This window comes from Cohnella luojiensis, from assembly GCF_004564235.1.
GTDB classification, from domain to species: domain Bacteria; phylum Bacillota; class Bacilli; order Paenibacillales; family Paenibacillaceae; genus Cohnella; species Cohnella luojiensis.
This window is the reverse complement of record NZ_SOMN01000021.1, coordinates 1-23,333: the sequence shown is the minus strand read 5'-3', so window position 1 is coordinate 23,333 and position 23,333 is coordinate 1. Positions and strand designations below refer to the sequence as shown.

Below are 23,333 nucleotides of genomic sequence, written 5' to 3'. Positions count from 1 at the left end.
GAGCTACACTCCTTTATGTTTTCGATTCGCCTGCGGACCTATAAATGATAAAGTTCCCTTGAAACACCATTTCTTCCCCAACATATGTAAACACTTCGACCTTAGCTTTTCCTTTTTGCTCGCCGCTGGCTCTAACATAAGCTTTGGCAATACACTTTTCGCCCAAACGGGCAGGACGAATAAATCGGATATCCGCGGATGCCGTCAGGGCGATTTCGTCGTTGATCACGGCGACCGCAAGCGAATTCGCTTGGGCGAACACATGGTGTCCCCGGGCAATTCCCGAACGCGAGAACACGTGCTCGTCGCTAATCTCGAACAAAGAAATACCGCTTTTATCCAGCTGCAAATCAAGAATGTCGCCAATGACTTCATGCAAAGGCAAGGAACGAACGGAATCATACGACCGTTCCGCCATTAGCTTCAGTCTTTCCCTGAGCTCGGGAATGGCAAGCTCCAAGCGATCCAATCGAATCGTCTGGATGCTGACCTTCAACTGGCGAGTCAGTTCCCGGTCGGTGAGAAACGGATTTTCTTCCAAAAGCCGGCTAAGCTGTTGATGACGCTGACGTTTGGGGATTCGCTCCATGCCCACCACCGCTTTCTTATAGAGATAATTTCATGCTTTTGGAATTTACGTTTATAGATAGCCTTTAATACCTGGTGCCAAAAGAAGTTAAAGAAAAACGCGCCCGCATGCAACGACGCAAGTAACGCCAACATCGACCGCAGTGCGATCGAGCGCGCTTCCTCGTCGTGAATCCAGACGCGTCTAAGCTTTATTGCTTGATGATTTCGCGTGATTTGTACGTACCGCAAACCTTGCAAACGCGGTGCGAAATTTTCAATTCTCCACATTGCTCGCACTTCACCATACCAGGAACTACCAACTTAAAGTGCGTCCGGCGTTTGTGTTTGCGGGCTTTCGATGTCTTTGCAAAAGGCACTGCCATTGCTGCCACCTCCTTATCAGGTCCGAATATCGCCATGGCTCTTGCAAGCCAGACCTATTCTTTCTGAGATTTAAACCAATCCTGAAGCGCAGCCATACGGGGATCAACCTTCTCCGTATTGCATCCGCACGATTGTTCATTCAGGTTCACTCCGCATTCCGGGCACAATCCTTTGCAGTCTTCTCTGCACAGGGGTGCGTACGGCAATTGGACCACCAGCTCTTCCACCAAATATGGCGCAAGATCGATCCGCTCTTCCGTTACCGGCACGGCTTCATCGTCTTCATTGAGTTCAGCCTCTCCGTCCTCCACGATCCGAAACTGTTCCTCGAAGGTAACGTTTAAGGTCTCGTCGAAGTTGTCCAAGCAGCGCGAGCACTGCATGCGTACGTCACAGGCGAGCTGACCCGACACGAGAATCCGATCATCCGACGCTTTCGCGACAAGATCGTATTTCATCGGTGTGAGCGGGCTGTATTCCGAGCTGTTTCGGAACAACTCCGCGATGTCGAGAGTTCCCTGTAGCTCTAACGGCTGCTGCCGGGCTACAAGCTCTTGTACTTTTAGCAACAATGATATCACTCCAAACAAACAAAAATTATTATATCGAGTTTAGGTGTCTTTTGTCAACATGATCGGCGAGTTTTAGGGCAATCTTCTCCTAAGCGCACTCCTCATGTTATATTGTGGCAAACTACCTTTACCCAATAAGGAGCCTGTCATGTCAACGGTCGGCGTTATTGTAGAGTATAACCCATTGCATAACGGACATCTCTATCATTTGCAGCAATCCAAGAAAATAACGGGTTCGGAAAATGTCGTCGCGGTTATGAGCGGACATTTCCTTCAGCGCGGGGAACCGGCATTGGCGGATAAATGGGCTCGGGCGGAGATGGCCTTGCGCGCGGGCTGCGATCTTGTCCTAGAGCTTCCCGTCGCCTACAGCTCCCAGCCGGCCCAATGGTTCGCGTACGGCTCTATTGCCATGCTTGAAGCTACCGGGGTCGTGGATTCGGTCTGCTTCGGCAGCGAAAGCGGAGAATTGGAATCGCTTCGGGTTATGGCTTCGTTATTAACGGAAGAGCCTGCGGATTTCACGGCCGTGTTGGCCGCACGACTTAAAGAAGGTCTTCCGTACCCTTCCGCTTTTACCGCTGCTGCCACGACTTATCTGCAAGCCAACGGGCTCGAAGAACATGCCTTCTCGCTCACGCAGCCTAATCATACGCTCGGTCTTCATTATCTCATGGCATTGCGGAAAATAAACAGCAGCATAACCCCCTTCACTCTCCGTCGCGAGAAGTCCGAGTACGGTCAATCCGACATAACGGATGGCCGGATCGCTAGCGCGACTGCGCTTCGTAAGCTGCTGCTTGGCAAATCGGGGTCTCTTGGTCAGCTTGCCGACTATGTACCTCATTCAACCTTGGAAATTCTAACGCGGGAAATAGATGCGGGGCGCGCTCCCATACATTGGGAGAACTTCTCGCGTCCCCTCTTTCATGAACTGTTCCGGCAAGAGGAAGCGCGGTTGGCCGAGAACGCCGAAGTGAGCGAAGGGCTGGAGCATCGGATCAAAGGAGTACTCCCCGAACTGTCAGAGCTATCTGTCGCTTCTCTTCTGCATTCTCTAAAGACCAAGAGATATACCCGCACGAAGCTGCAACGTACGCTGCTGCGCATATTGCTTGGCCATCGAAAGGAACTGCTTAACCCGGAGAGTCTCGCCGCGGGAGTTGAATACATTCGCGTGCTTGGATTTAATGAACGCGGGCAAAGTTTGCTTCATGACATGCGCACCAAAGCCAAAGTACCTATCATCACTTCGGCAGCTAAAGGGAACTGGGCTTACCTTAATTTGGACGCTCGAGCCACCGCCGTCTATTCCTTGGCTTTCCGGAACGCCGCCCCATCATCGGCCATGCGCGATTATACGCAGCCGCCTATCCGCGTTTGAACGGTTTCTAACGATCCAAATGGGACAAGAGGTCTATCCTTTCCATGCAAGGCGTACATTGTATTGTATTTGCGTACATGGGAGGCGGTATGCGTGGTTACAGGCGTAAGAAAAAGAGGCTCGGCCTTCCTATCTCTTATTCTCGGAACGGCTGCTTTGCTTGTCGTGACGGGAATCGTCCATTCGCCGGGGGAAGCCTTTCGCGCGTCCTTATCCGGCTTGCAAATTTGGTGGCTTAACGTGTTCCCGGGACTGCTTCCTCCCTTAATGTTGGCGGAGTTGCTTGCCGCTTCCGGCTTGCTGCACGGGTTAGCCACGTTAGCCGAGCCGCTAACCCGGGGCTTGTTCCGTTTGCCCGGGGCGTCCGGATGGGCCATCTCCTTCGGCTGGTCGGCAGGAATTCCCGCCGGTGCCAAAGAAACCGCCAGACTTCGGGACAACGGCATGATTCAGGACGAAGACGTAGATACCGTTCTGCTCGTTTCCCATTTGCCGAATCCTTTCCTCGTCGTGCTTGTTATCGGATGCGGATTCCTTCAGTCGCCCGAGCTGGGGTGGGCGATCGCGATAGGCTTGTGGTTCTCCGCCGTTCTATCCGGTTATTTGTGGGCGCGGTTAATCAAACCTCGGAAACCGAGAGTACCGCAGATCCCCTTGAATCAACCTCGCGCGCTCGTACAAAGGGCGTTGCGCGCGGCAGCCGATGCCCGCAATGACGACGCGCGTCCGTTCGGCAAGCAGCTTGCGGACTCGGTAACCCATTCCGTTAGCACACTGATGACGTTAGGCGGCCTCATGATGATGAGCGCCGTTATCGTCAAGCTGATCCAACTGTTTTTTCCCGGCAATGACTTTTGGTTAGCCATCCCCGGTTTCTACGAAATGCATCTAGGCGCTTACGAGAGCAGCCGTTCCGCATTGTTCTCTTCCGCTCCCGCGCAGGCGGCGGCCCTTCTATCCGCGGCATTGGCATGGACCGGATGGAGCGGTCTGTTGCAGGCACGCGCCGCCTTCGGTTCAGGCTCGCCCTTCCCGTGGGTAAAAGTGATCGCAAGCCGTCTTCTTCATGGCGCCTTAGCTTTATGTTTGACCTACCCGCTTGCGTTAGTCGCCCTCTCCAGTCCCATCAGGGACTTAATGGACAGTCTGTGGCCCGATCGCATGTTGGCTATCGAAGCTTGGACCTCGTCCGGCGGCGCGTTGCCAAGCGGATGGGACCATATCCCCGAGAATATCATGATTGCGTTAGCCAGCTTCGGGGTTTTCTTGTTGCTCGCCTTGCTGGCCGCGCTCATTCGCCCGAAAACGCCTACGAAGAGAGATGAGGACGCCACTCCTTGAAGTCCGGCATTTCACGGAAATCTCCGGAAGCTAGGGAGGAACGGGTTTAGCAAGTCGATAGGTATCAGAAAAGTTAGGGTTTCGCCCCGCCTGGCGGCACGTACTTCCCCTGCAACGCTACCTCCACCGCCGGAGGAACCAAATCCTGGACGGGACCGTTAAACTTGGCGATCTCCTTGACGATGCTTGAGCTTAAGTAGGAATATTTAGGATTGGTCATCATGAATACCGTCTCAATCCCTTCGTCCAATTGTCGGTTGGTAGAAGCCATCTGCAACTCGTATTCGAAATCCGTAACGGAACGAATACCCCGAACGATAACCTGCGCTTGTCGGGAACGCATATAACGCACGAGCAAATCACGGAAGCTGTCGATTTCCACGTTGGGCAAATCTCGCGTCACCTCCGCCAACAACTCTTTTCTTTCCTGTACGCTGAACAGCGGAGTCTTGACCGTATTATTCAATACAGCCACGATGACGCGGTCGAACTGCTTGGCGGCGCGACGAATGATATCGAGGTGTCCGAACGTAACGGGATCAAAGCTTCCGGGATAAACGGCAATGCGAAATTCATGCTCGGTTCGCGTTTGATGAGGGCTCATGATCTACTGCTTCCTCCTTGGCCGAGGAAGGGATGGGCTCCGCCTCGTCTAATTTTTGATAACGGTAAATGGACAGCGCGATTTCTCCGTAAGCTGCAAACCTGGTACGCTGAAAACCTTCGAAAACCTCGTCATATTTGACGTCCGGATGATGCTCGATGACGGCGACGGCTCCGTTTGCCACTAGGCTTCTTGATCCCATCTCCGTCAACAACGCGTCGCAGTCCTTCATGACGTACGGCGGATCAAGAAAAATAAGATCGAATGGTTTGCCCGCCCGTTCCAATAGTTTGAGCGCCCTGCGTGCGTCGTTACGATAGACTTCGGCCCGTTCAGCCAGTCTCGTCGAGGCTAGGTTAGCCCGAACGACTTCGATGCTCTTCGAGCTTGAATCGATAAATACCGCGCTCGCTGCGCCTCTGCTAAGCGCTTCAATGCCCAACCCGCCGGTTCCGGCGAATAGATCAAGCACCCGCTCGCCGTCGAAATACGGCCCGATGATGCTGAACAGGGATTCCTTTACTTTATCCGTCGTTGGACGGGTGTTGCTCCCGGGAACCGATTTGAGCGGATGTCCCTTGGCTTGTCCTGATATAACCCGCAATCTCTCAACCCCTGCTAGTGATACGATGTCGTAATTCGTTCGTGATTAACTGGTTGTTATGTTACCACAATCTCCCGCGTTTCAAAAGATGATAACCCGCGCGGTCGGCCTTTTTAAAGCGAGCCGTTTATTTTTTTCCAACCGTACGTATAATTTCCTCGCCCAAGGTCACAATGATAGTACCGGCGCCGAGAGGTGTCGGGGACAACCGCGGAGAAGACTTACGTTTCCCCATAAGCTCTTCGTCCGGTTTCTCCTCTCCCATGAAGGGCCTCGTCGCGAGACGGGGCTCGACTTTTTTGTTTAAAATGCTTATGACGGTTCACATTCATAACCCCGCTTGGCCATGTGGCTGGGCGGGGTTTTATGGTACTGAGCCGTCCCGGACGGCGCTCGACTTCGTGCGTACTTGAGGCTATTTATCGTTAAATCCGAACAAATCAGGCGAGTAAAATAGCACCATCGCTTTCTGCTTCGCATTCAATATAGGAGCATCAGGAAGAGAGGTGAATGATTCATGCCTGTCACTATTCCTCGCGAACCCGATCTTGTGCTCATAAGTTGGACAAGGAACCCCTTGCTACCCGGCTCCCCTCGCAGAATCACGGCAGTTCGCGTAATCGGAAGCGCTAGACCATGCAGAAGCTTGCTAAGGCCAAATTTATTATTGCGTACAGCGTTAAGATGTTTAAAAGATAACGGATTCCGTATCGTTGTTAGCAGAAGGTCTACCGATGTGAGCGGCTTTGTGCTATTAAAGCGGAGCTGATTCCAAGAGGATTTATCTATCAAACGTCCGTTCCGAAGAACTCGCGGATGGACTTGCTCGACCATCCCCCGGTGCCGGGATCGCTAACCGATCCCGCAAAGCCGGGCTTGGCTGGCCGTCCCGGGATCGAAGTCGTTCCCGGTGCTCCGCTCATCCCCGGAATGGACGGCAAATAAGAACTTGCCGAACGGGAGAATGCGATAATGTTACCCGAGCGATCCCTCAACACTCCTTTATCCAGCCATCCAATCGGTTGACCTGTTAAAGTAAACACTTGCTTCTCCTGGTGAATCCAACCCATATTGCACCCGTTTCGACTAGCGAATCGATCACCCTCTGCCAGCACGAAAGCCGCCTGTCCATACCGATAGAAGCACCAATCGCTCATCCTATGATTCCTCCGTTTTTAACCGAAACTCGGCGGAGTCCTCTCGCCTATCTCATAGGCCTGACGTGGCAACAATATAATTGATGATCGAATGATGAGGACTATCGTCCGGCACAATTATTCCTAATCCATTGTTGGAGTAAAGTTGATAATATTTGAGTTTGAAATGAGATTCCCGCATGAAATCTTCGACCGCGGTGAGAACGCCGTTTTGTTCACCATATTCGTACAGAGCGTTATAGACGGTGCAATTCATGCCCCCCGACTCCAGCAATTCGGATCTGCCCGGCTCCAATCCCCTAAGCGCACAGGGCTTTCGCATCTCTTCCGGAATGGATTCGGGAAAATAATACATATCTCGCCGACCATAAGGCCAATCTGTATCATGCAGCACAATAATAGGAAATCTTCCCGTTCGTTCGGCCATTTTCTCCGCAAGTTTCAATTCGTTATACACGGTATACCAATTGTGGTCGCCATCAATCAAGAGGAGATCGTATTTATCAATTTTGGGTAATGCTTCAAGGCTAAACATTTGCATGACCTTCGCGGCGTTCCCATAGTTTTGCTGGAGCGCATGTACATCGAACAGCGGCATAGGCTCAATAATGATCGTTTGCGCTCCGCAATATTTGCAATAATCAAGTAATTTGAATGTGCTTTCCCCAGACAAGGAGCCAATTTCAACTATGATTTTCGGTTTAGTAGAAAGAATAATCGGCTTTATCGCTTTTTCCCAAAATCTGTTCAAGTCCATCTCTCCCCAAAAGAAATCTTCTTGCAAATTCAAACGGAACTTCTTGTCTATGCTATGCTGGAACACGATAACTTGTCAGGGCATCAGCGGCCTATCCAGGTTCCGACATAAATCTAGGTGCATCGCGGGTAAAAAAAGCTATGACCGGGATCTCAGTCACCATAGAAGGAGAAGCAAAATGCCGCTCTCTATCTGTAGATTCAGAATCTGGACTTACAGCACCGGATCGAGCCGCAAAAGCATCGATAGGTTCAGAATCTGAACTTACAGCACCGGATCGAGTCGCAATAGAATCGCTAGGTTCAGAATCTGAATTTACAGCGTCAAATCGAACCGCAAAAGCATCGATAGGTTCAGTATTGCTGCATATAACAGCCTGCCTTCATTTTCCGCACAAAAAAACGACGTACAAATTGTTGTCAATTTGCACGTCGTTTTACGCTGGCTTCAATTTAACTATTGCATCTCAAAAGACAGCCCGCAACCTTAGATGCATCTTTCAATCGGATCTGAATTCCATCCGTAAAAAATTTTGCTGTTATCGCTCACTGCTTCAGCTGCTTCCCCTTCGTCCAATCCGCGATGCAATGCGATTTCACGGATGACCTCTCTGACCATGCCAGGCTCCGTTTGCTTGCCGGCAAACGGACCTTCGAAAGGCCAAGGGCCGTCCGTCTCGATCATCAGACGATCGAGAGGGAATACAACCGCCAACTCCCGAATTTCCGGTTCGTACAGCACATCCGGAGTTACAGAGACGTAATATCCGTTACGAACGATACGCGTTACCGCGTACGAACTCCCTTTAAACCAATGAAAGTGGGCTTTGCGGATGGAATAGCGCTCCAACAAATCAAGCGCCGTATCTGCATCCTCATAGACGCGTCAATAACCCCCACTTAACTATCGTTTGAAGTGGGAGCTTGTGACTACCCGATCGTTCTACGTCTCTCGACTCCGATCTTTTTGCGTTCACAGGGAACGTGGTGTCACATCCACGATAAGATTACGCTTATCGATGGGCAGATTGACAGCTGCCCTGCAGGCGCAGTCATGCTGCGCCTGCACCTTGGAGAAGGATTTGTTTGCCTTTTTGGGTCAGGTTCATCGCTCCGATGCGATCGTCGTTGCTTTGATACCTGCATCCTTTGCAGCAAAAGCGATGTTTGCGCTTGTCCCGGTTCGCCTTTGCGACAAGGCCGCATTTCGGGCACGCTTGCGAGGTACGTTTCGGATCTACCGCAATGGCCAGTGATCCTGCCAGTTTCGCTTTATACTCCACCATTTGGCGCAATTGGCGGAATGCCCACGATACCGTCACGTAACGATCCTTGAGCCTGGCTTTTTCAGTCGTCTGGCGGATGCCTGTCAAATCTTCAAGTACAAACAGCGTATTCGCCCCATATCGGGATACGAGTGCCTTACTGACCTGATGGTTTACATCGGTCATCCAACGGGTTTCTCGCTCTCCGATTTGTTTCAGCTTGCGGCGGGACGAAGGCGTTCCCTTTCGTTGCAGCTGCTGGCGCATACGTTTGTAGTTCGCCCGTTTACGCTTTAACTTTCTGCCCCGGAAGAAAACGGTTTTGCCATCTGAGTCATAAGCGGTTGCGACAAAGTTGATGCCAAGATCAATGCCTGCAACTTGTGTGATCGCCTCCATTGACGGTTTGGAAATATCTTTAGACATCGGGATATGCAGGAACCACTTTTGATGCTTACACACTAGCTTTGCTGTACCGAAATCCCACGAACCATCGAAGTATTTTTCCATCCCTTTCGCTTCATACGGCACTTTTATTCGTCCCTGAAGCGTATTTACGGAAAATAGGTTCGAGGTCAGCGAATAGTCTCTGTTCCAGACGAGGTCATATTCCGGCTTCTTGAACCGAACGCACACCCAGTCATGGCCGTTGGACTGATTCGTCTTATATCTAGCGATAACGGTTTTCATAACGGATTGAGACATTTGGGAGCGGAGGCCAATCGTGCTGCGGAGGGTATGATAGATTTTGCGATGCAGAATAGCCTGGTTTAATTCGTATGATTCGAAAACAACAGCGGATACGAGGTTGCAACCCTGTCGATAAGCGTGGCTGGTTTCCTGTAAGGCGCGGATTTGGATCTCAGTCGGCTTGATCTTGATTTTGGCGGTAATGGTTACGATCATATGTTCGCCTCCTTTCTGTGCTGATTATAGCATATTCTGGGAGAAGTGCACATCATTAAGGCATTCAGACTGTCGCCTGACACTCATTCCTCCCCCGCTTATAGAAGCGGGAGTATCCTGAGGTGAAATTGATGAAGCGCGATTGGCCGGTCCAGCTACGCCGCCAACCGGATGAAGTCTTCCAGCTGCCTCCTATAGGGCGACAGATCGAATGCCTCCCCCTTTTCCTCCGCTTCCTTGCGCGTATAATAAGGAAGACCGACCTCTCCGATGGCGAACGATTCCTGCTCTGTTCCCCGCTCCCGAATCCAATCGCACAAAACCTGCAGCCCTTCCCCGTCAAGCGGCGGCTGCTCAGGGTGATGGCCGTAAGCGGGCATGATCCGTCCATGATGCCGCAACGCCAGCTCGCGGTTGACAAGGCTAGAGTCCATTCCCATGGACACGGACACCACGCCTTCTATACCCGATCCCCAAGCCGCTTCCAGCATCCTATTCCGCTCTTCAGGCTCATAAAGATCAAGATGGATATGTGTATCAAACACGAGAGATATCCCCTTTTTCCAACAGGTTGAGCACTTCCCGCTTCAACTCCGCGAATGCCGGCTCCATCCAAACATCCGCGCGGCGAGGACGTTCAAAAGGAACGGTAATTTCTTGTAAAATGGTCGCCGGCGCAGGAGACAGCACATAAATACGGTCCGATAACATCAACGCTTCTTCGATGCTGTGCGTAACGAACAATACGGAACGGCGATCAGACTCCCATAGCTCTAGCAGCCACCTCTGCATATCCGCTCTTGTTAAAGCATCCAAAGCCGCGAACGGCTCGTCCAAGCACATCACATCGCGCCGCATGAGCAATGCACGCAAGAAGGACACTCGCTGCTGCATTCCGCCGGAAAGGACATGGGGATATTCCTTCGCCACGCCTCCCAGATAGATGCGGTGAAGCCACTCGAGCGCTTGTTCCTTCGCTTCTTTCTTCGATGTACCCGAAGTCGCCAATGCCGAAGAAATGTTGTCGGCCACGGACAACCAAGGAAACAGCGCCGCCTGCTGCGGCATATAGCTGATAAGGCCTCGTTTGCCGGTCACTACCTTCCCGTCGACGGCAATTTGCCCCTCATCCGGGCGCTCCACGCCGCCAATGAGACGAAACAGCGTCGACTTACCGCTTCCCGATGGTCCGATGAGCGTTACGAACTCGCCCTCTCGGACGTTCAACGTTATTTCTTGCAGAACAGGTACACGTAATTTTCCTCTTCGATATGACTTGGAAATTCCGGTAAGTTCCAGCATCTTGCGCCCATATTCCTTCATGACGATTCACCTGCCCAGTCGTCGGAAGTACGCGGACGCCAACGGATGACTAGACGCTCCAGCAAAGCCGCCGCGCCATACAACAACAGGCTGAGCGTGACAATGCAGACGATCGCTCCGAATACGGCGGAAGTATCGTAACCTTTGAATTTCAATACCAAATAATAGCCGATCCCCTTGCTAGCCCCGAGCCATTCCGCTACGACCGCCGATGAGACCGCATAGGTTGCCGTAATCTTCAGGCCCGAGAACAAATAGGGCAGCGAAGCCGGAAATTCCAACCGTTTCATCCGTTCCCACCGGGTTGCTCCGATCATTCCCAAATATTCGCGCAGCTGAGGCTCGGCTTGTCCAAGCCCGATCAGCATCGACAAGGCAATCGGGAAAAAGCAAACGATGATGAGCAATATCAATTTGGGCATAAGACCGAAGTCGAACCAGATCATCAGCAGCGGTCCAAGCGCAATAATAGGAACATTCTGCGACAGAACCAATAAAGGAGATAAAGCTGTACGCAAAAAGGAAACGGAATGAAGAACGATAGCGACGATAATTCCTACCGCCAATCCTAGCCCAACACCCATAAGCGCCAGCTTCAGCGTCGATAGGAAATGCTTCCAGAGCAGCGCGGAGTCTTCCGCCATTCGCAGCGCAATCGTCCGCGGGTCAGGTAAAATCCACGGGTCCATCTCAAATACGATGCAGCTTATTTGCCATACCGCGATGAATCCAATCAGAGTCGCTATCGGGATCAGAAAGCTTCGGAGAGCCTTATTGCCCATCCGGATATTTCTGCAGCAGACGCGCGATTGATGCGCCTTCCTGTCCGTCCACGACCAATTTGATTTGCGACATGACCGAGGGGCTTCCTTTTTCGAACATGGCAGCATTCATTTGTTTCACGATATCGAGCAAATGGTCGAGGTCGCCCTCCATCGTCGTCTCCAAAGGTCCGACCCGATATAGGACTCCGGATGCCTTAATAATTTCGATTGCCCGGTCTACGTAAGGAATAACCTCTTCGCCTGCATTTACTTTCGGCAATATTTGGATGCTTATTAAAGCTTGAGCCATGCGTCCCATCTCCTTATGGTCCTGCTATATTTATTTAGGCAGAAATTCGGTCGTGAACATCGCGTCGTAGTTCAGTTCTTTTTTCAACAGTCCGTTCTTTGTCATCCATTCCCCGTATCCGGACCATACTTCCTTCTTCTGCTCGCCCCAACGCGAAGCATCGTCTTTGTATTTGGGGCTTAACCACTTCTGGCTTGCTCTTACCAAATCAGCATTCAGTTCCGGAACCGCCTTAAGCAACAGCTCGGCAGCCGCATCCGGATTGTCGATCGCATACTGATAACCTTCCGCAGCCCCTTCCACGAACGCGCGAACGAGTTCCGGCTTATCTTTGATCAGCTTTTCATTCGTTGTCAGAAGAGGGGTGTAGTAATCCAATTGTTTGCTGTAATCGGACAAATAAACCATATTGATAGGCTCTTTGCGAAGCTCGGCTTCGATTCCCGTCCACCCGTAGAAAATCCACTCGAAATCGATATCCTTTTTTACCGCCGTGAAAAAGTCCGCAGACCCTGCATTGACGAAAGTCACCTTGTTGACGTCTGCGCTTTGAACGTTCATTAGGGATTGAATGACCGCTTGCTCCGCGGGTGAACCCCATCCGCCATAAGTTTTACCCTCGAAATCCTTGGGCTCCTTGATGTTCTTGGCCGCCGGGGAAGCAAATCCGGACGTATTATGCTGAATGATGGCTGCTATGGAAACGATCGGCAACCCTTGCTCCCGAGCCAGCATCATACCTTCCTGGGCACTAACTCCGAACTCCGCCGCATCACTCGCCACCATTGCGTCCGAACCTGTCTCAGGAGGCTGAATGATTTCCACCTTAAGCCCGCGTTTCTCCCACAAGCCTTGGTCTCTCGCCGCGTAAAGCCCGGTATGGTTCGTGTTCGGCGTCCAATCCAGCACGAGCGTCACTTCTTGCAGCGCTTGTGCAGGCTCCTCCACGCTTCCTGCAGGCGAAGCCGATGGACTTGCCCCTGAAGGACTTCCGGAACCATACGTGTTCTCATTGTTGCCGCAGCCCGCCAATAGCAACATACCCGCTAACATCGTTAACCCCAAACCTTGCCAAACCTTGTTGCTTTTTTTCATCTTTCTCTCCCTCTCTATAAATCTATTTGATGAGAAGAGGGCTTCTTATAATCAAAAAAACGCCCACCTTTTCCGGAGGGCGTCCTATATTCACGGACGAATCACACAACCTATTAAAAGTCGTGCTCCCACCTTCCTACGCTGGCATTAACCAGATCAGGTATAAGGGTCTGCATCTTCGATGGGATGCACTCTCAGCCGGCCTTGCTCCAGCTCCCCCGGGGCTTATTCAATTCATGAAACCCGCTTCTTTCAACCCTTATTATAGCAAACTATTCAAAATCCGCAAATTACGGTGATGCTTGACCTACTCAATCCCTCTGTCTTTTGAATAGCATGTACTATCCTACAAAAGAAAGGAGGATGTCATATGGGAACTTTTCTTGATCAACGAAGTTCAATGAACAGCAATTCAACGGGATCGATAGCTATCGGCGTCACATCAACCCCTAGTCTCACGACTTCCATCTTCGGACGCATCGGTCTGCAGACACAAGGCGTGCCGAATCCGATCGTCGATCTCACGGGTACAATCGGTCTCTCAGGCGCTCTCGGCCTTACGGCATTGATTCAAGTAACCCGCAATGGTGTTGTCTTCTATACCGCCCAAGTCGGAACAACTGGTGCGCCTCTTGGCGATATTACTTCCTTTACGGCGCAAGATTTGCTCGCCCCTGCGGCAGCTGAAATCGTCTACGAGGCAGCCGTTGTTATTACGCCTGGCGGCGGCCCTATCACTCGGGTCGGCCCAGAAGTCTTCTGGGGTATTGCTTCTTCAACCGTCTAATCTTTCAGAAGCTATACGGCTTTCGTGCCGTGTAGCTTTTTTACCCAATTAGAAAGTTGTTAATGAGAGGAATGAATGAATTTGATTACGATCAGCCTTTGTATGATCGTCCGAAATGAAGAAAATAACATCGCCCGATGCCTCGACTCGGTGTCGGATCTGGTAGATGAGATAAATATCGTCGACACAGGCTCGACTGACAGGACGAAAGAAGTTGTGTCCGCTTATACGGACCGCATTTTCGATTTCGAATGGATCGACGATTTTGCCGCCGCCCGCAATTTTTCATTCCGGCATGCAACGAAAGAATATATCCTTTGGCTGGATGCGGACGATTTCTTGCTAGACAAAGACCGGGAAGCATTCCGCAGCCTGAAAGCGACGCTGAATCCGTTCTACGATTCGGTCTTGATGGATTACGCGGTGTCGCGGGATGCTTATGGAAATACGCTGCTGTTTACCAGGCGGAATCGGCTTGTGAAGAGGTCTCAACAATTTCGATGGGTATACCCCGTTCACGAGGTGCTGCTCGTCGGCGGCAATTTGCTGATCTCCGAGATCGAAATCACGCATGGACCTAACCGGGAAAAGAAAGATCCCAAGCGCAACCTGAAAATTATTGAAAAACATTCGGAGCCTGAGCATAACATTGAGGACTCCCGCTACCACTATTATTACGCCAATGAATTAATGGATACCGGACAGCTGGAGGAAGCAATTGTCCTGTACGAATCGTTTCTTCTCCGGGATGAAGCCTACTTTGAAGATCAAGTGACCGCCTGCGGCTACCTTGCGCATTGCTATCGTACGAAAGGCGAGCATAAACGCGAACTGCACTACTTGTTCCGTACATTCGAATTCGATTTGCCCCGTGCGGATTATTGTTGCCGAATTGGACTTTGGTATCAGGAACGTCAAGATTATGATAAAGCCGTCTATTGGTACGAAACGGCTCTTAGGCATGAAATTCCGAAGCATGTGTTCGGTTTAATGAATAAAAGCTGCTGGACATGGGCTCCCCACGTTCAACTAATGATTTGTTACGGCAAGCTTGCCCTGCTCGAAAAAGCGTACGAACATAACCTGAAGGCACTGGACTATTTGAAGGGAGACGGCAACCTTCTGCAAAACAAAAAACAATTGGAGGAAGCCATGCGCATGCCTATAAATACGAGGCCGGACAGCTCGGATGGGTTTGGCAAAAAAAACTGAAATCGCAGAGGCAGGTGAACCTGGGTGAAAACGAGCATCATTCTTCTGACCTATAACGGTCTTTCGTTTACGAGAAAATGTATCGATAGCATACGGACAAATACCCCGCCGAACGATTATGAAATCATTGTCGTCGATAACGGATCAACCGACGGGACTGTCGAGTGGCTTAGGGCGCAATCCGATTTACAAGTCATTTATAATAAGGACAACGCTGGCTTTCCGAAAGGCTGCAATCAAGGTATGGCGCTGGCCAAGGGAGATAACCTGCTTCTGCTTAACAACGATACGATCGTTACCCCCAGATGGCTTGGTCAGCTTCTCTCCTGCCTTTACAGCGACGATTGGATCGGCGGGGTCGGCCCTGTCACAAACGCTGCTGCCTACTACTCGGCTCTCCAGGTTCCTTACCAGACTTTGGAGGATATGATCCCCTTTGCCGAGCAATACAACCGCACCGACCCTTCAAAATGGGAGGAGCGCCTCAAGTTAGTAGGCTTCTGCCTGCTTATCAAACGCGAAGTTTACGAAGCCGTAGGTGATTTGGACGAACGATTCTCGCCCGGCAATTTTGAGGATGACGATTATAGTCTTCGCATCCGCCAGGCCGGTTACCGGCTGATGTTAAGTACGGATACGTTTATCCATCATGAAGGCAGCGCTTCGTTCCGGGAGGATCCGCAATCCTTTTACGCTTTGATGCAAACCAATAGCCGAAAGTTCGCGCAAAAATGGGGGTTTAGCCCGGATTATTCCCTTGGAATTCGGCATGATATTTTACAGTGCTTAGAAGAGCCTGAAGCTGAACCGATTCGGGTTCTCGAAGTCGGCTGCGCTTGCGGGGCAACGCTGCTTGAATTGAAAAACTGGTATCCTAATGCGGAGCTGCACGGCATCGAACTAAACCCGCATGCGGCCGCCATCGCCTCCCGCTTTGCGAATGTCCGTTCAGAAAATATCGAATCGATTGATATCGAATTGCCGCACGAATACTTCGACTATATTATCTTCGCGGACGTGCTCGAGCATTTGGTCGAACCCTGGAACGTTCTCCGCACTGTTATGCCTTATTTGAAAGAGAACGGAAAAGTGCTGGCCAGCATTCCGAACGTCGCCCATTACTCGGTTATTCGCGACCTGCTCAAGGGATATTGGACTTACACGGACAAAGGGTTGTTGGATGTTACTCATCTTCGTTTTTTTACCCGGGAGGGAATAGGCCGCTTGTTTTTTGGCACCGGATTCCAAGCTTTGCAATTCCGAGTCAATATTCTGCAACCTTCTCGGGAAGACGAGGAATGGATGGACGCGATGGAGCGCCTTGTCGGCAATGATATGAAGGAAGAATGGAAAGTCTACCAGTATATTGTAAAAGCCTATAAAAAACAGCCTGCTCCAGACACATCACGATCTGAAGTCATCATACAGCTGAGAAAACTCGTTCGACGCATCGAGTGGGAGATTGATCCGGAAGAAAGCAGTGCGGAACTGGTCGAAATGTATCGGAATAGAGAAATCGAAGTTAAGGATATGGCAAACATCCTCGAGCAAGATGTCGTTTTTCCTTTTAAGACTGCGCAGAAAATCACCGAAATATTGATGAACCATGGACTATTTCCTTCAAAAGAAGAGCTGCTTGGAAAATTGTCGAAGGGTAATCGATAGCATGAACGGCACTGACCCTCGGAAAATTGCCGTCATCAGCTGTGTTAACGACGAATCGAAATATGCGGAATGCTTGAAATTTATTCATGCTTTAACGGTCCCAGCAGGATTCACGGTCGAACCGCTCGCCGTACGCCGTTCCGGCAGCATGGCATTAGGATATAACCAAGCGCTTCAGCAAACCGATGCTAAATATAAAGTCTATATGCATCAGGACGTGCTGATTCTGAATCGGCGTTTCTTCGTCGATCTGATCAAATTGTTTGAAGAACATCCGGCCATAGGTCTTCTTGGCGTAGTCGGCGCCAAAACGCTCCCGGTAAGCGGCATATGGTGGGAAGCGCCTAAAAGAGTCGGTAAAATCTACGATTCGATCAGCGGCAAAGCGGCGATTACCGATTGGGGCGGATTTACCGGAGCGTTATCCGAGGTTCTGGTGGTTGATGGCCTGCTGATGTCTACGCAATACGATTTAAGGTGGCGCGATGACCTGTTTGACGGCTGGCATTTTTACGATACGTCCCAATGTATGGAATTTATTCAGACAGGTTATAAGGTAGCTGTTCCGAACCAGCAGGAACCCTGGTGTTGGCATGATTGCGGCGTAACGCCTATCGATGAGGCTTATGACCGGGCCCGGGTAACATTTTGCCGAAACTACCTTGCCCAAGACTTCCCGCAGGTATCCGACATGCCGCTCGTCAGTATTTTGATTCCCGCATACAATCGGCCGCATTTTTTGGAGCTTGCGCTTCAGAGCGCACTTAATCAAACCTATCCGCATACTGAAATCATCATAAGCGATGACAGCACCCATGACGGGGTGCGGCGAATGCTCGAGCCTTACCTGTCGAAGCACCCTCGTATCCGTTATTATCACAATGAACAAAGTTCCATCGAAAGTAATTATGAGCGTTGCATTGAATTGGCGACCGGCGATTACATTAATTTCCTGAACGATGACGACTTGTTTTATCCCGAAAAAATCGCGAAAATGGTGCACTGGTTGGTTAACCGACCTGATGTATCGCTCGTTACTTCCTATCGTAGATGTATTGACGGACAGGGGAAACCGCTGCCTGACACTGAAAGCACAGCAAGAATTTCCGAAAGTGACGTCGTAATAAACGGTAAAGATCTGGGAAATTTCTGTTTAAAGTATTGTACAAACATCATCGGGGAGCCTACAACCGTCCTGTTCAGAAAAAAAGATTTAACGGAAAAATTTAATCACTACCAAGGTAGAAGACATATATGCATCAACGATTTGGCTTCATGGCTGCATCTTCTGACCAAGGGAAACGCAGTGTATATAGCCGAGCCCTTAAGTTACTTTCGCCGACACTCCGGTCAAGGTCAGAATGATCTAAATACGATGTTCCCCACTCTCAACAACTGGTTCCATCTGATACAGGATGCGAGAAAGAACGGTTTTCTTCAATGCGAGAAGGATTATAAAACCGCGCTTATCCATCAGTTACGGCTTAGTTCGAATCTCTTGCAAATGGCTATTAATGCGGACCGGCAAGATTTGCTGGAAACCCTCTCCGTCGACTCGGTCATTACTCAGTGCATTCAGTCTATTGTTCATCCACTGCAATCTCCGTACAGACATGATTAAAACCGACTTAGATAAATTCTACCGTTCGGAAACAGCGCACAAAATCGCCAAACCAGTGAAAAGGGGATTGAAATGAGAGGAAGTCATATAGCAAACATTGGGACTTTTGACGTAGAGAATTTTGGAGACTTGCTTTTTCCGGAAATTTTGAAGCGTGGTCTATCTAAACGGATCGATTTAAATCGTTTTTCATTATTTTCACCGATTGGCGGTCCAAAACCATTTGAACCCCATACCATGGTACAACCCATCACTAATTTTGATGCCGAACATAAAAAACATAACTTCAATGCCGTTATTTTGGGTGGAGGCGACCTCTTTCGACTGGACACAAACATTTCGGAGTTCTACACCCAAGGAATGACGCCAGCTACCCAATTATTATGGAATGTCTCAACCTTTGCAGATAAATATTCCATACCGGTCATCTGGAATTCGATCGGCGTTCCTTTTAAATTTCGCAATGAAAATGAACGGGAACTCGTTCGCGCATATTGCGATCATATAAATTATTTAGCTGTAAGGGACCATCTTTCAAAGAATATATTAATAGATGCCGGCGTAAAGAGGGAAATTCTCGTCGTGCCTGATACTGCGGTTGCTTTAAGTAATTACTTCAACAAAAATGCTTTGGTTGAACATTTCACGAAATTAAAAAATGCTAATGGCTTAGCTATCGGAAAGGATTTTCTTATTTTCCAGTCATCCCCTGGATTTGTTTGGGGAGCAGAAAATATTAAAAAGGCAGCCGATATCTTATTATCCATTAAATTAAGATATGGTTTTCAAATTGTTCTATTACCGATCGGGTATTGTCATAACGACGGGTTGACTCTAGAAAGAATCAATAGTGTTCATCCGCATTGTTTTCATTATATTGAAAATAAATTATCCCCCATCGATATTCTATCCTTCATTGTTTCATCAAGATTTTTTATAGGTTCAAGTTTACACGGAAATATTGCTGCCTTTTCATACGGAATTGGCCATATGGCTATTAACACTGCAGTTCTAGTAAAGTTGAATGGTTTTTTTGAATTAATTAAGGAACCTGATCTTTGCGTGAATTCCCTATTAGATATTGAGACTGCTTTGGAAAATAAAAATAACTCCACCCTACCAAATCCAAATGAACAACAAAATAAAATACGCGAAGACTTGATAAATCAAGTTGAACAACATTTTAATAATATTATACAAATGATTACGTAGGCAATCGTCCCGAATCTGCCTTATTTATTTTCGTAAATATCCGTTCGGATTAGTTAAAAACTTATCCATCCAAAAATGAAGAAACGCTCCGAATCCCTGTTGAAACTGGATCGGAGCGTTCTTTTATAGCGGAACATCGTGTACAGCTTAAATTACTCATGCTTCAAGTGCTGCAAAGTCAACACAAATATCTGTTCGATATGCATATCGTCTAGGGAATAATAGACCGTCTTACCGGATTTGCGTCGTTTTACAATTCTAAGGTTTCTTAAGTATCTTAACTGATGTGATATTGCCGATTGTCCCATCTCAAGTAAAACAGTTAAATCATGTACGCACAATTCGTTTATTAACAATGCTCCGATTAATTTCACTCGAGTCGGATCGCTAAGCGCCTTAAATAGTTCAGCCATTTCGTAGGCGGACGTTTCATCGATCATCTTTTGTTTAACTGCGGGTAAAAATATTTCTGTGCCGTCGCAAGTATTGCCGCACATCTCGATTAATTGCTTTTCCACCTGCATCACCTTTGAATTACACGATTTAAAACTATTATAGCAAGTTCGGAGTTTTTCGGAAAGGTTACGATTTACGAATCTTCGGACGACCGCGCGCCAAGGCTGCGCAACCATTCCACTATCTTGTCGGCATTGGAATGGCTTGCAATATCTAGCGGGGTTAACTCATTGTATCCTATCCAGTTAAGATCGGCCCCGCTATCAAGGAGATACTCCGCCGTTTCACGTTGCCCGCCATGGCAGGCCTGCCAGAATGCTATAGTAATTTCACTGGGGGAAGGAACATTGTTCCCAATAAAACGTTCCTTGACGCGATCCATCAACCCGAGTGCAGCTTCATTCCAGAGTTTGGTTTGCGCCCCTCGTTCTACCAGCCGTTGAGCAACTTGCCACTGCCCGAATGCAACAGCATCATCTAGAGGCGTACCGCCGGCTATTACCGCGCCTGTCGTTTCGATGTCGGCACCAGAATCAAGCAATGCGTCTAGTACTTCGATATCATTGCTGCTCGCTGCCCAATGCAGCGGCGTCTCGCTATGTGGACCAGCGAACCGAGCATTAACTTCAGCACCGGCTTCGATCAACGCTAACACGATTGCTTCACCGTTTGGAAAATGGCCTGGCCAATCCGTCGCTACATGCAGCAGAGTGCGCGAATTACTGTCGCTGTCGTAGTCGTGGTCATATCCGACTATTCTTGCCGCGATTAAACCTGGATTCTCTGTAAGTAATCGCTTTAACATTGGGAGATCGCCAGTGTGAATCGCCTTAACTAAAGCGGAAGCTAGCGGTTTGTCTATGGATATTAAGATCTTGTCCACCTCCACTTCAAATTTCGATATAACCCATACACCGCCAACAAGAAGAATCCGTACACACTTATGATGATGATAGTTACCTTAAAATCTGGCGCATTGAGAAATTGAGCACCTAACAAGGAGACCAGCAGGATAAAGGGGATTTTTCCAAGTATGGTCGCGTAGAGATAGAGTTTCCAAGGTATTCTCATAATCGCAGCAAAGATATTTATGGCTTGAGCAGGTATGAGCGGTAATAATCGGGCAAATAAAACGGCAAAAAAAGGGTTGCGTTCGGCGTATTTGGTGAAGAACTTAATTCCCCTCCTATTTGCGGTCTTAAGTCTTCCTTCTTCTGAAAAAGCAGCCCGAACAAATATAAACATGATTATTGCCCCCAATACAGAAATGGCAATATTAACGCATGCACCAATCATTGCCCCATATTTCGCTCCGATGACGACCGCCACTATTCCATACGGAATTGCTGGCACTATTGCGATTAGTAATGCGGACAGAAATATCAAGATATCAAAATACCAGACAGTATCAGATGACATCCACAGAATTAAAGGACCACGATATACTGTATGAGAAATTGCCGCCAAAATGTATAGTCCGATAATCAAACATTTCTTTAACATTCAACTACCATCCGTATTCTATTAAAGTAAAAGCAATAAACCCCAACGAAAGCACAATGGAAACGATTTGGTCCCCTTTAACACGTGTGATTGCAGCTGTAAACATTTTGATCCCTTCAACGATCATTCGTTGGTCGTTCTTGGGAACTTCGTTTAACACCTTTCCATAAAAACGAATCGACTGCTGCCGCACTTTATGAGATTATTTCTTCCTTAAGCCGCTCTAAGGTCATGCGCTGCACAAACCGCGAGTATCTCTCCTTAGTCTTGCCATTCTGTTGGTAATAGGAGATCAGGCGCTCGACTATCGGAATTAATTGAATCTCTTGAACATTCTCGAACAGTATTTGAGCCAATGAGGCTTTGATAGATTTCCCTTCCCCGCCAACGTAAATATTGAACCCGGCTTTCATCTTGACGATCCCGATATCTTTGAATAGCGGCTCGCTTGTCGCGTTCGCACAACCTGCATACCCAACTTTCAGCGGGCTGGGAACCGCATGGCCTGCGACGATTTCGTTCAATTTAAGTGCAACGGAAAGTCCTGCTTCTTCCGCGCCTCTGCAGAAATTACAAGCGATTAAGTTTTTGGAGAAGAAACCGGTCGGATAAACCTCTAAACCCGCTTCTACGAGTTTTTCTTTCGTTTCATCGAAATGATCTTCTTCGATATCGATATAAAGCTGCTTAAACGTGGTGAATTCAATTTTAGCGTCTGCATGAAGCACATCTCCAATCGATTTCCACTGTTCTGCAGTGAACAAACTTCCCCCGACCCCAATACGTGGAGCAACTGCGATTTTCATTTTTTCCCCTCCCAAAAAATTCACATCAAACTTAAGGAACTTCTACGACAAACGGGACAATAAAGGTCTCGCCATTCCGTTGAAACTGCCCCCAGATTTTATAAACACCGCTATTCGGGAATTTCGTCATGAACTCTGCATCCGGTCCTTTGGCTTTCTCATCCGTCGGATGAACATGTAAATATTGCTCAGCATCCGCGCTTATAATAACAACATGGCCAACTGCACCCAGGTATGGTTGCAAATCAGTAACCGGCTTTTTCGTTTTTGCATCAACCATGTTGAACTTCAAGTTCAAGTCCATGTCAGACATCAGATGATCAAAAGATAACGTAACATCTATGTCGTTGACCGTCTTTACGAAGCTTGTTTCAGGAGTTATTTCAGCTAATTTTGGAGCATCCCCTTCCACATTCACCCATTCGCTCTGGGAAGTCGCTGAACTGCCGGTCGGGACATAGTCAGCTATCAACTTGTAGTCCCCAGAATTCGGGAACTGCGTCGTCACGACAAATTTCCCGTCACCTTTGTATTCAGGATGAATATGGTCGAAGAACGATAAATCTTTGCTCACTACGATTAAATGCATCTTCTTCTCATGGTTGATATCAAACTTCTCGATTGGCTTGCCTTCGTTATCTTGAATTTGAATCGTGATGTCCGTATCTGTATTCGGCTTCGGCTTTTCAGTCGAAAGCTTCCAGACGGCACTTGTTGATTGTGCGGCGCTTGTTGGATCCTTCTCTGCATGTGATCCGTGATCCATTCCATTGCCGCCATGTTCCATTTGGTTATTGCCATTTTGTTTGGAACAGGCGGTCAAACTAACAAGAGCGACAATTAACAATAAGAGTGGTAATCGTTTCATTGGGGTACCTCCCGTAGATTTAAAGCTTTATTCTTTGTAACCGCAATGCGTTTAGTACGACCGAAACCGAGCTGAGTGCCATAGCTGCCCCGGCAAGCCACGGAGCGAGAAAACCGCTGGCTGCAATCGGAATACCGATGACATTATAGGCAAGCGCCCAAAACAGAT

General features: G+C 48.8%; 25 protein-coding genes, 1 pseudogene and 1 riboswitch. Of the genes and pseudogenes, 7 read left to right on the top strand and 19 right to left on the bottom strand.

Annotation, left to right across the window (positions count from 1 at the left end; genetic code table 11):
- Positions 1-13: 13 nt before the first annotated feature.
- The 3 genes from fapR to E2980_RS14645 form a co-directional block, all read right to left on the bottom strand.
- Complete coding sequence (fapR, locus tag E2980_RS14655) at positions 14-580, bottom strand: transcription factor FapR (protein ID WP_135152985.1); 567 nt, start codon at positions 578-580, stop codon at positions 14-16.
- Between the two features lie 199 nt (positions 581-779).
- Positions 780-953, bottom strand: a complete 174-nt coding sequence (rpmF, locus tag E2980_RS14650) for a 50S ribosomal protein L32 (protein WP_115990919.1) — start codon at positions 951-953, stop codon at positions 780-782.
- Between the two features lie 54 nt (positions 954-1,007).
- Positions 1,008-1,526 carry a YceD family protein gene (locus tag E2980_RS14645; RefSeq protein ID WP_135152928.1) on the bottom strand — a complete coding sequence of 173 codons (519 nt, stop codon included), beginning with the start codon at positions 1,524-1,526 and terminating at the stop codon, positions 1,008-1,010.
- A 148-nt stretch (positions 1,527-1,674) separates the two neighbouring features.
- Between E2980_RS14645 and E2980_RS14640 the strand changes: the two genes are divergently transcribed.
- Positions 1,675-2,910, top strand: a complete 1,236-nt coding sequence (locus E2980_RS14640; protein ID WP_135152927.1) for a nucleotidyltransferase — start codon at positions 1,675-1,677, stop codon at positions 2,908-2,910.
- A gap of 93 nt (positions 2,911-3,003) precedes the next feature.
- Positions 3,004-4,251 (top strand): nucleoside recognition domain-containing protein, encoded by a 1,248-nt coding sequence (locus E2980_RS14635; RefSeq protein ID WP_135152926.1) that lies wholly within the window; start codon positions 3,004-3,006, stop codon positions 4,249-4,251.
- A gap of 73 nt (positions 4,252-4,324) precedes the next feature.
- On the opposite strand, the gene coaD is transcribed toward E2980_RS14635, so the two are convergent.
- From coaD to E2980_RS14575, 11 genes and pseudogenes are all read right to left on the bottom strand, one after another.
- Entirely contained in the window at positions 4,325-4,855 is a 531-nt protein-coding gene (gene coaD, locus E2980_RS14630) for a pantetheine-phosphate adenylyltransferase (RefSeq protein ID WP_135152925.1), read from the bottom strand.
- Positions 4,824-5,459, bottom strand: coding sequence for a 16S rRNA (guanine(966)-N(2))-methyltransferase RsmD (gene rsmD, locus E2980_RS14625; RefSeq protein ID WP_135152924.1), 636 nt, complete (start codon positions 5,457-5,459; stop codon positions 4,824-4,826). The genes coaD and rsmD overlap by 32 nt, the downstream gene beginning before the upstream one ends.
- Positions 5,460-6,247: 788 nt before the next feature.
- Positions 6,248-6,616 carry a 4-fold beta flower protein gene (locus E2980_RS14615; RefSeq protein ID WP_135152922.1) on the bottom strand — a complete coding sequence of 123 codons (369 nt, stop codon included), beginning with the start codon at positions 6,614-6,616 and terminating at the stop codon, positions 6,248-6,250.
- 52 nt (positions 6,617-6,668) lie between these two features.
- Positions 6,669-7,400, bottom strand: coding sequence for a class I SAM-dependent methyltransferase (locus E2980_RS14610; protein WP_338080691.1), 732 nt, complete (start codon positions 7,398-7,400; stop codon positions 6,669-6,671).
- A 459-nt stretch (positions 7,401-7,859) separates the two neighbouring features.
- A pseudogene (locus E2980_RS14605) lies at positions 7,860-8,228 on the bottom strand (TatD family hydrolase); the annotation flags it as partial.
- A gap of 196 nt (positions 8,229-8,424) precedes the next feature.
- Positions 8,425-9,543 (bottom strand): RNA-guided endonuclease InsQ/TnpB family protein, encoded by a 1,119-nt coding sequence (locus E2980_RS14600; protein WP_135152920.1) that lies wholly within the window; start codon positions 9,541-9,543, stop codon positions 8,425-8,427.
- Between the two features lie 155 nt (positions 9,544-9,698).
- Positions 9,699-10,088 (bottom strand): TatD family hydrolase, encoded by a 390-nt coding sequence (locus E2980_RS14595; protein ID WP_167747137.1) that lies wholly within the window; start codon positions 10,086-10,088, stop codon positions 9,699-9,701.
- A complete protein-coding gene (locus E2980_RS14590; protein ID WP_135152918.1) occupies positions 10,081-10,866 on the bottom strand; it encodes an ABC transporter ATP-binding protein in 786 nt (261 codons plus the stop codon). The genes E2980_RS14595 and E2980_RS14590 overlap by 8 nt, the downstream gene beginning before the upstream one ends.
- Positions 10,863-11,648, bottom strand: a complete 786-nt coding sequence (locus E2980_RS14585) for an ABC transporter permease (protein ID WP_135152917.1) — start codon at positions 11,646-11,648, stop codon at positions 10,863-10,865. The genes E2980_RS14590 and E2980_RS14585 overlap by 4 nt, the downstream gene beginning before the upstream one ends.
- On the bottom strand, positions 11,638-11,940 hold the full coding sequence (locus E2980_RS14580; RefSeq protein ID WP_135152916.1) for a thiamine-binding protein: 303 nt from the start codon (positions 11,938-11,940) through the stop codon (positions 11,638-11,640). Before E2980_RS14580 ends, E2980_RS14585 begins: the two co-directional genes overlap by 11 nt.
- 30 nt (positions 11,941-11,970) lie before the next feature.
- Positions 11,971-13,035: an ABC transporter substrate-binding protein gene (locus tag E2980_RS14575; RefSeq protein ID WP_240703039.1), complete on the bottom strand. Its 1,065-nt coding sequence runs from the start codon at positions 13,033-13,035 to the stop codon at positions 11,971-11,973.
- Positions 13,036-13,151: 116 nt separating this feature from the next.
- Positions 13,152-13,265: riboswitch (TPP riboswitch) on the bottom strand.
- A gap of 140 nt (positions 13,266-13,405) precedes the next feature.
- Between E2980_RS14575 and E2980_RS14570 the strand changes: the two genes are divergently transcribed.
- The 5 genes from E2980_RS14570 to E2980_RS14550 all read left to right on the top strand — a co-directional run bounded on the left by E2980_RS14570 (position 13,406) and on the right by E2980_RS14550 (position 19,532).
- The gene (locus E2980_RS14570) at positions 13,406-13,822 is read left to right on the top strand and encodes a hypothetical protein (RefSeq protein ID WP_135152915.1); all 417 of its coding nucleotides are present in this window, start codon (positions 13,406-13,408) and stop codon (positions 13,820-13,822) included.
- Between the two features lie 75 nt (positions 13,823-13,897).
- On the top strand, positions 13,898-15,034 hold the full coding sequence (locus tag E2980_RS14565; protein WP_135152914.1) for a glycosyltransferase: 1,137 nt from the start codon (positions 13,898-13,900) through the stop codon (positions 15,032-15,034).
- A 24-nt stretch (positions 15,035-15,058) separates the two neighbouring features.
- Positions 15,059-16,699, top strand: a complete 1,641-nt coding sequence (locus E2980_RS14560; protein WP_135152913.1) for a bifunctional glycosyltransferase family 2 protein/class I SAM-dependent methyltransferase — start codon at positions 15,059-15,061, stop codon at positions 16,697-16,699.
- Between the two features lies 1 nt (position 16,700).
- Positions 16,701-18,320, top strand: a complete 1,620-nt coding sequence (locus E2980_RS14555) for a glycosyltransferase (RefSeq protein ID WP_167747136.1) — start codon at positions 16,701-16,703, stop codon at positions 18,318-18,320.
- A gap of 72 nt (positions 18,321-18,392) precedes the next feature.
- Complete coding sequence (locus tag E2980_RS14550) at positions 18,393-19,532, top strand: polysaccharide pyruvyl transferase family protein (protein ID WP_135152911.1); 1,140 nt, start codon at positions 18,393-18,395, stop codon at positions 19,530-19,532.
- Positions 19,533-19,684: 152 nt separating this feature from the next.
- Here E2980_RS14550 and E2980_RS14545 read toward each other — a convergent pair whose 3' ends face one another.
- The 5 genes from E2980_RS14545 to E2980_RS14525 all read right to left on the bottom strand — a co-directional run bounded on the left by E2980_RS14545 (position 19,685) and on the right by E2980_RS14525 (position 23,165).
- A complete protein-coding gene (locus E2980_RS14545; RefSeq protein WP_205699977.1) occupies positions 19,685-20,056 on the bottom strand; it encodes an ArsR/SmtB family transcription factor in 372 nt (123 codons plus the stop codon).
- A gap of 65 nt (positions 20,057-20,121) precedes the next feature.
- Positions 20,122-20,793, bottom strand: a complete 672-nt coding sequence (locus tag E2980_RS14540; RefSeq protein ID WP_135152909.1) for an ankyrin repeat domain-containing protein — start codon at positions 20,791-20,793, stop codon at positions 20,122-20,124.
- A 62-nt stretch (positions 20,794-20,855) separates the two neighbouring features.
- Entirely contained in the window at positions 20,856-21,491 is a 636-nt protein-coding gene (locus E2980_RS14535; RefSeq protein ID WP_135152908.1) for a TVP38/TMEM64 family protein, read from the bottom strand.
- A gap of 194 nt (positions 21,492-21,685) precedes the next feature.
- Positions 21,686-22,297, bottom strand: coding sequence for an NAD(P)/FAD-dependent oxidoreductase (locus tag E2980_RS14530; protein WP_135152907.1), 612 nt, complete (start codon positions 22,295-22,297; stop codon positions 21,686-21,688).
- Positions 22,298-22,328: 31 nt separating this feature from the next.
- On the bottom strand, positions 22,329-23,165 hold the full coding sequence (locus tag E2980_RS14525; RefSeq protein WP_135152906.1) for a hypothetical protein: 837 nt from the start codon (positions 23,163-23,165) through the stop codon (positions 22,329-22,331).
- Between the last annotated feature and the right edge of the window lie 168 nt (positions 23,166-23,333).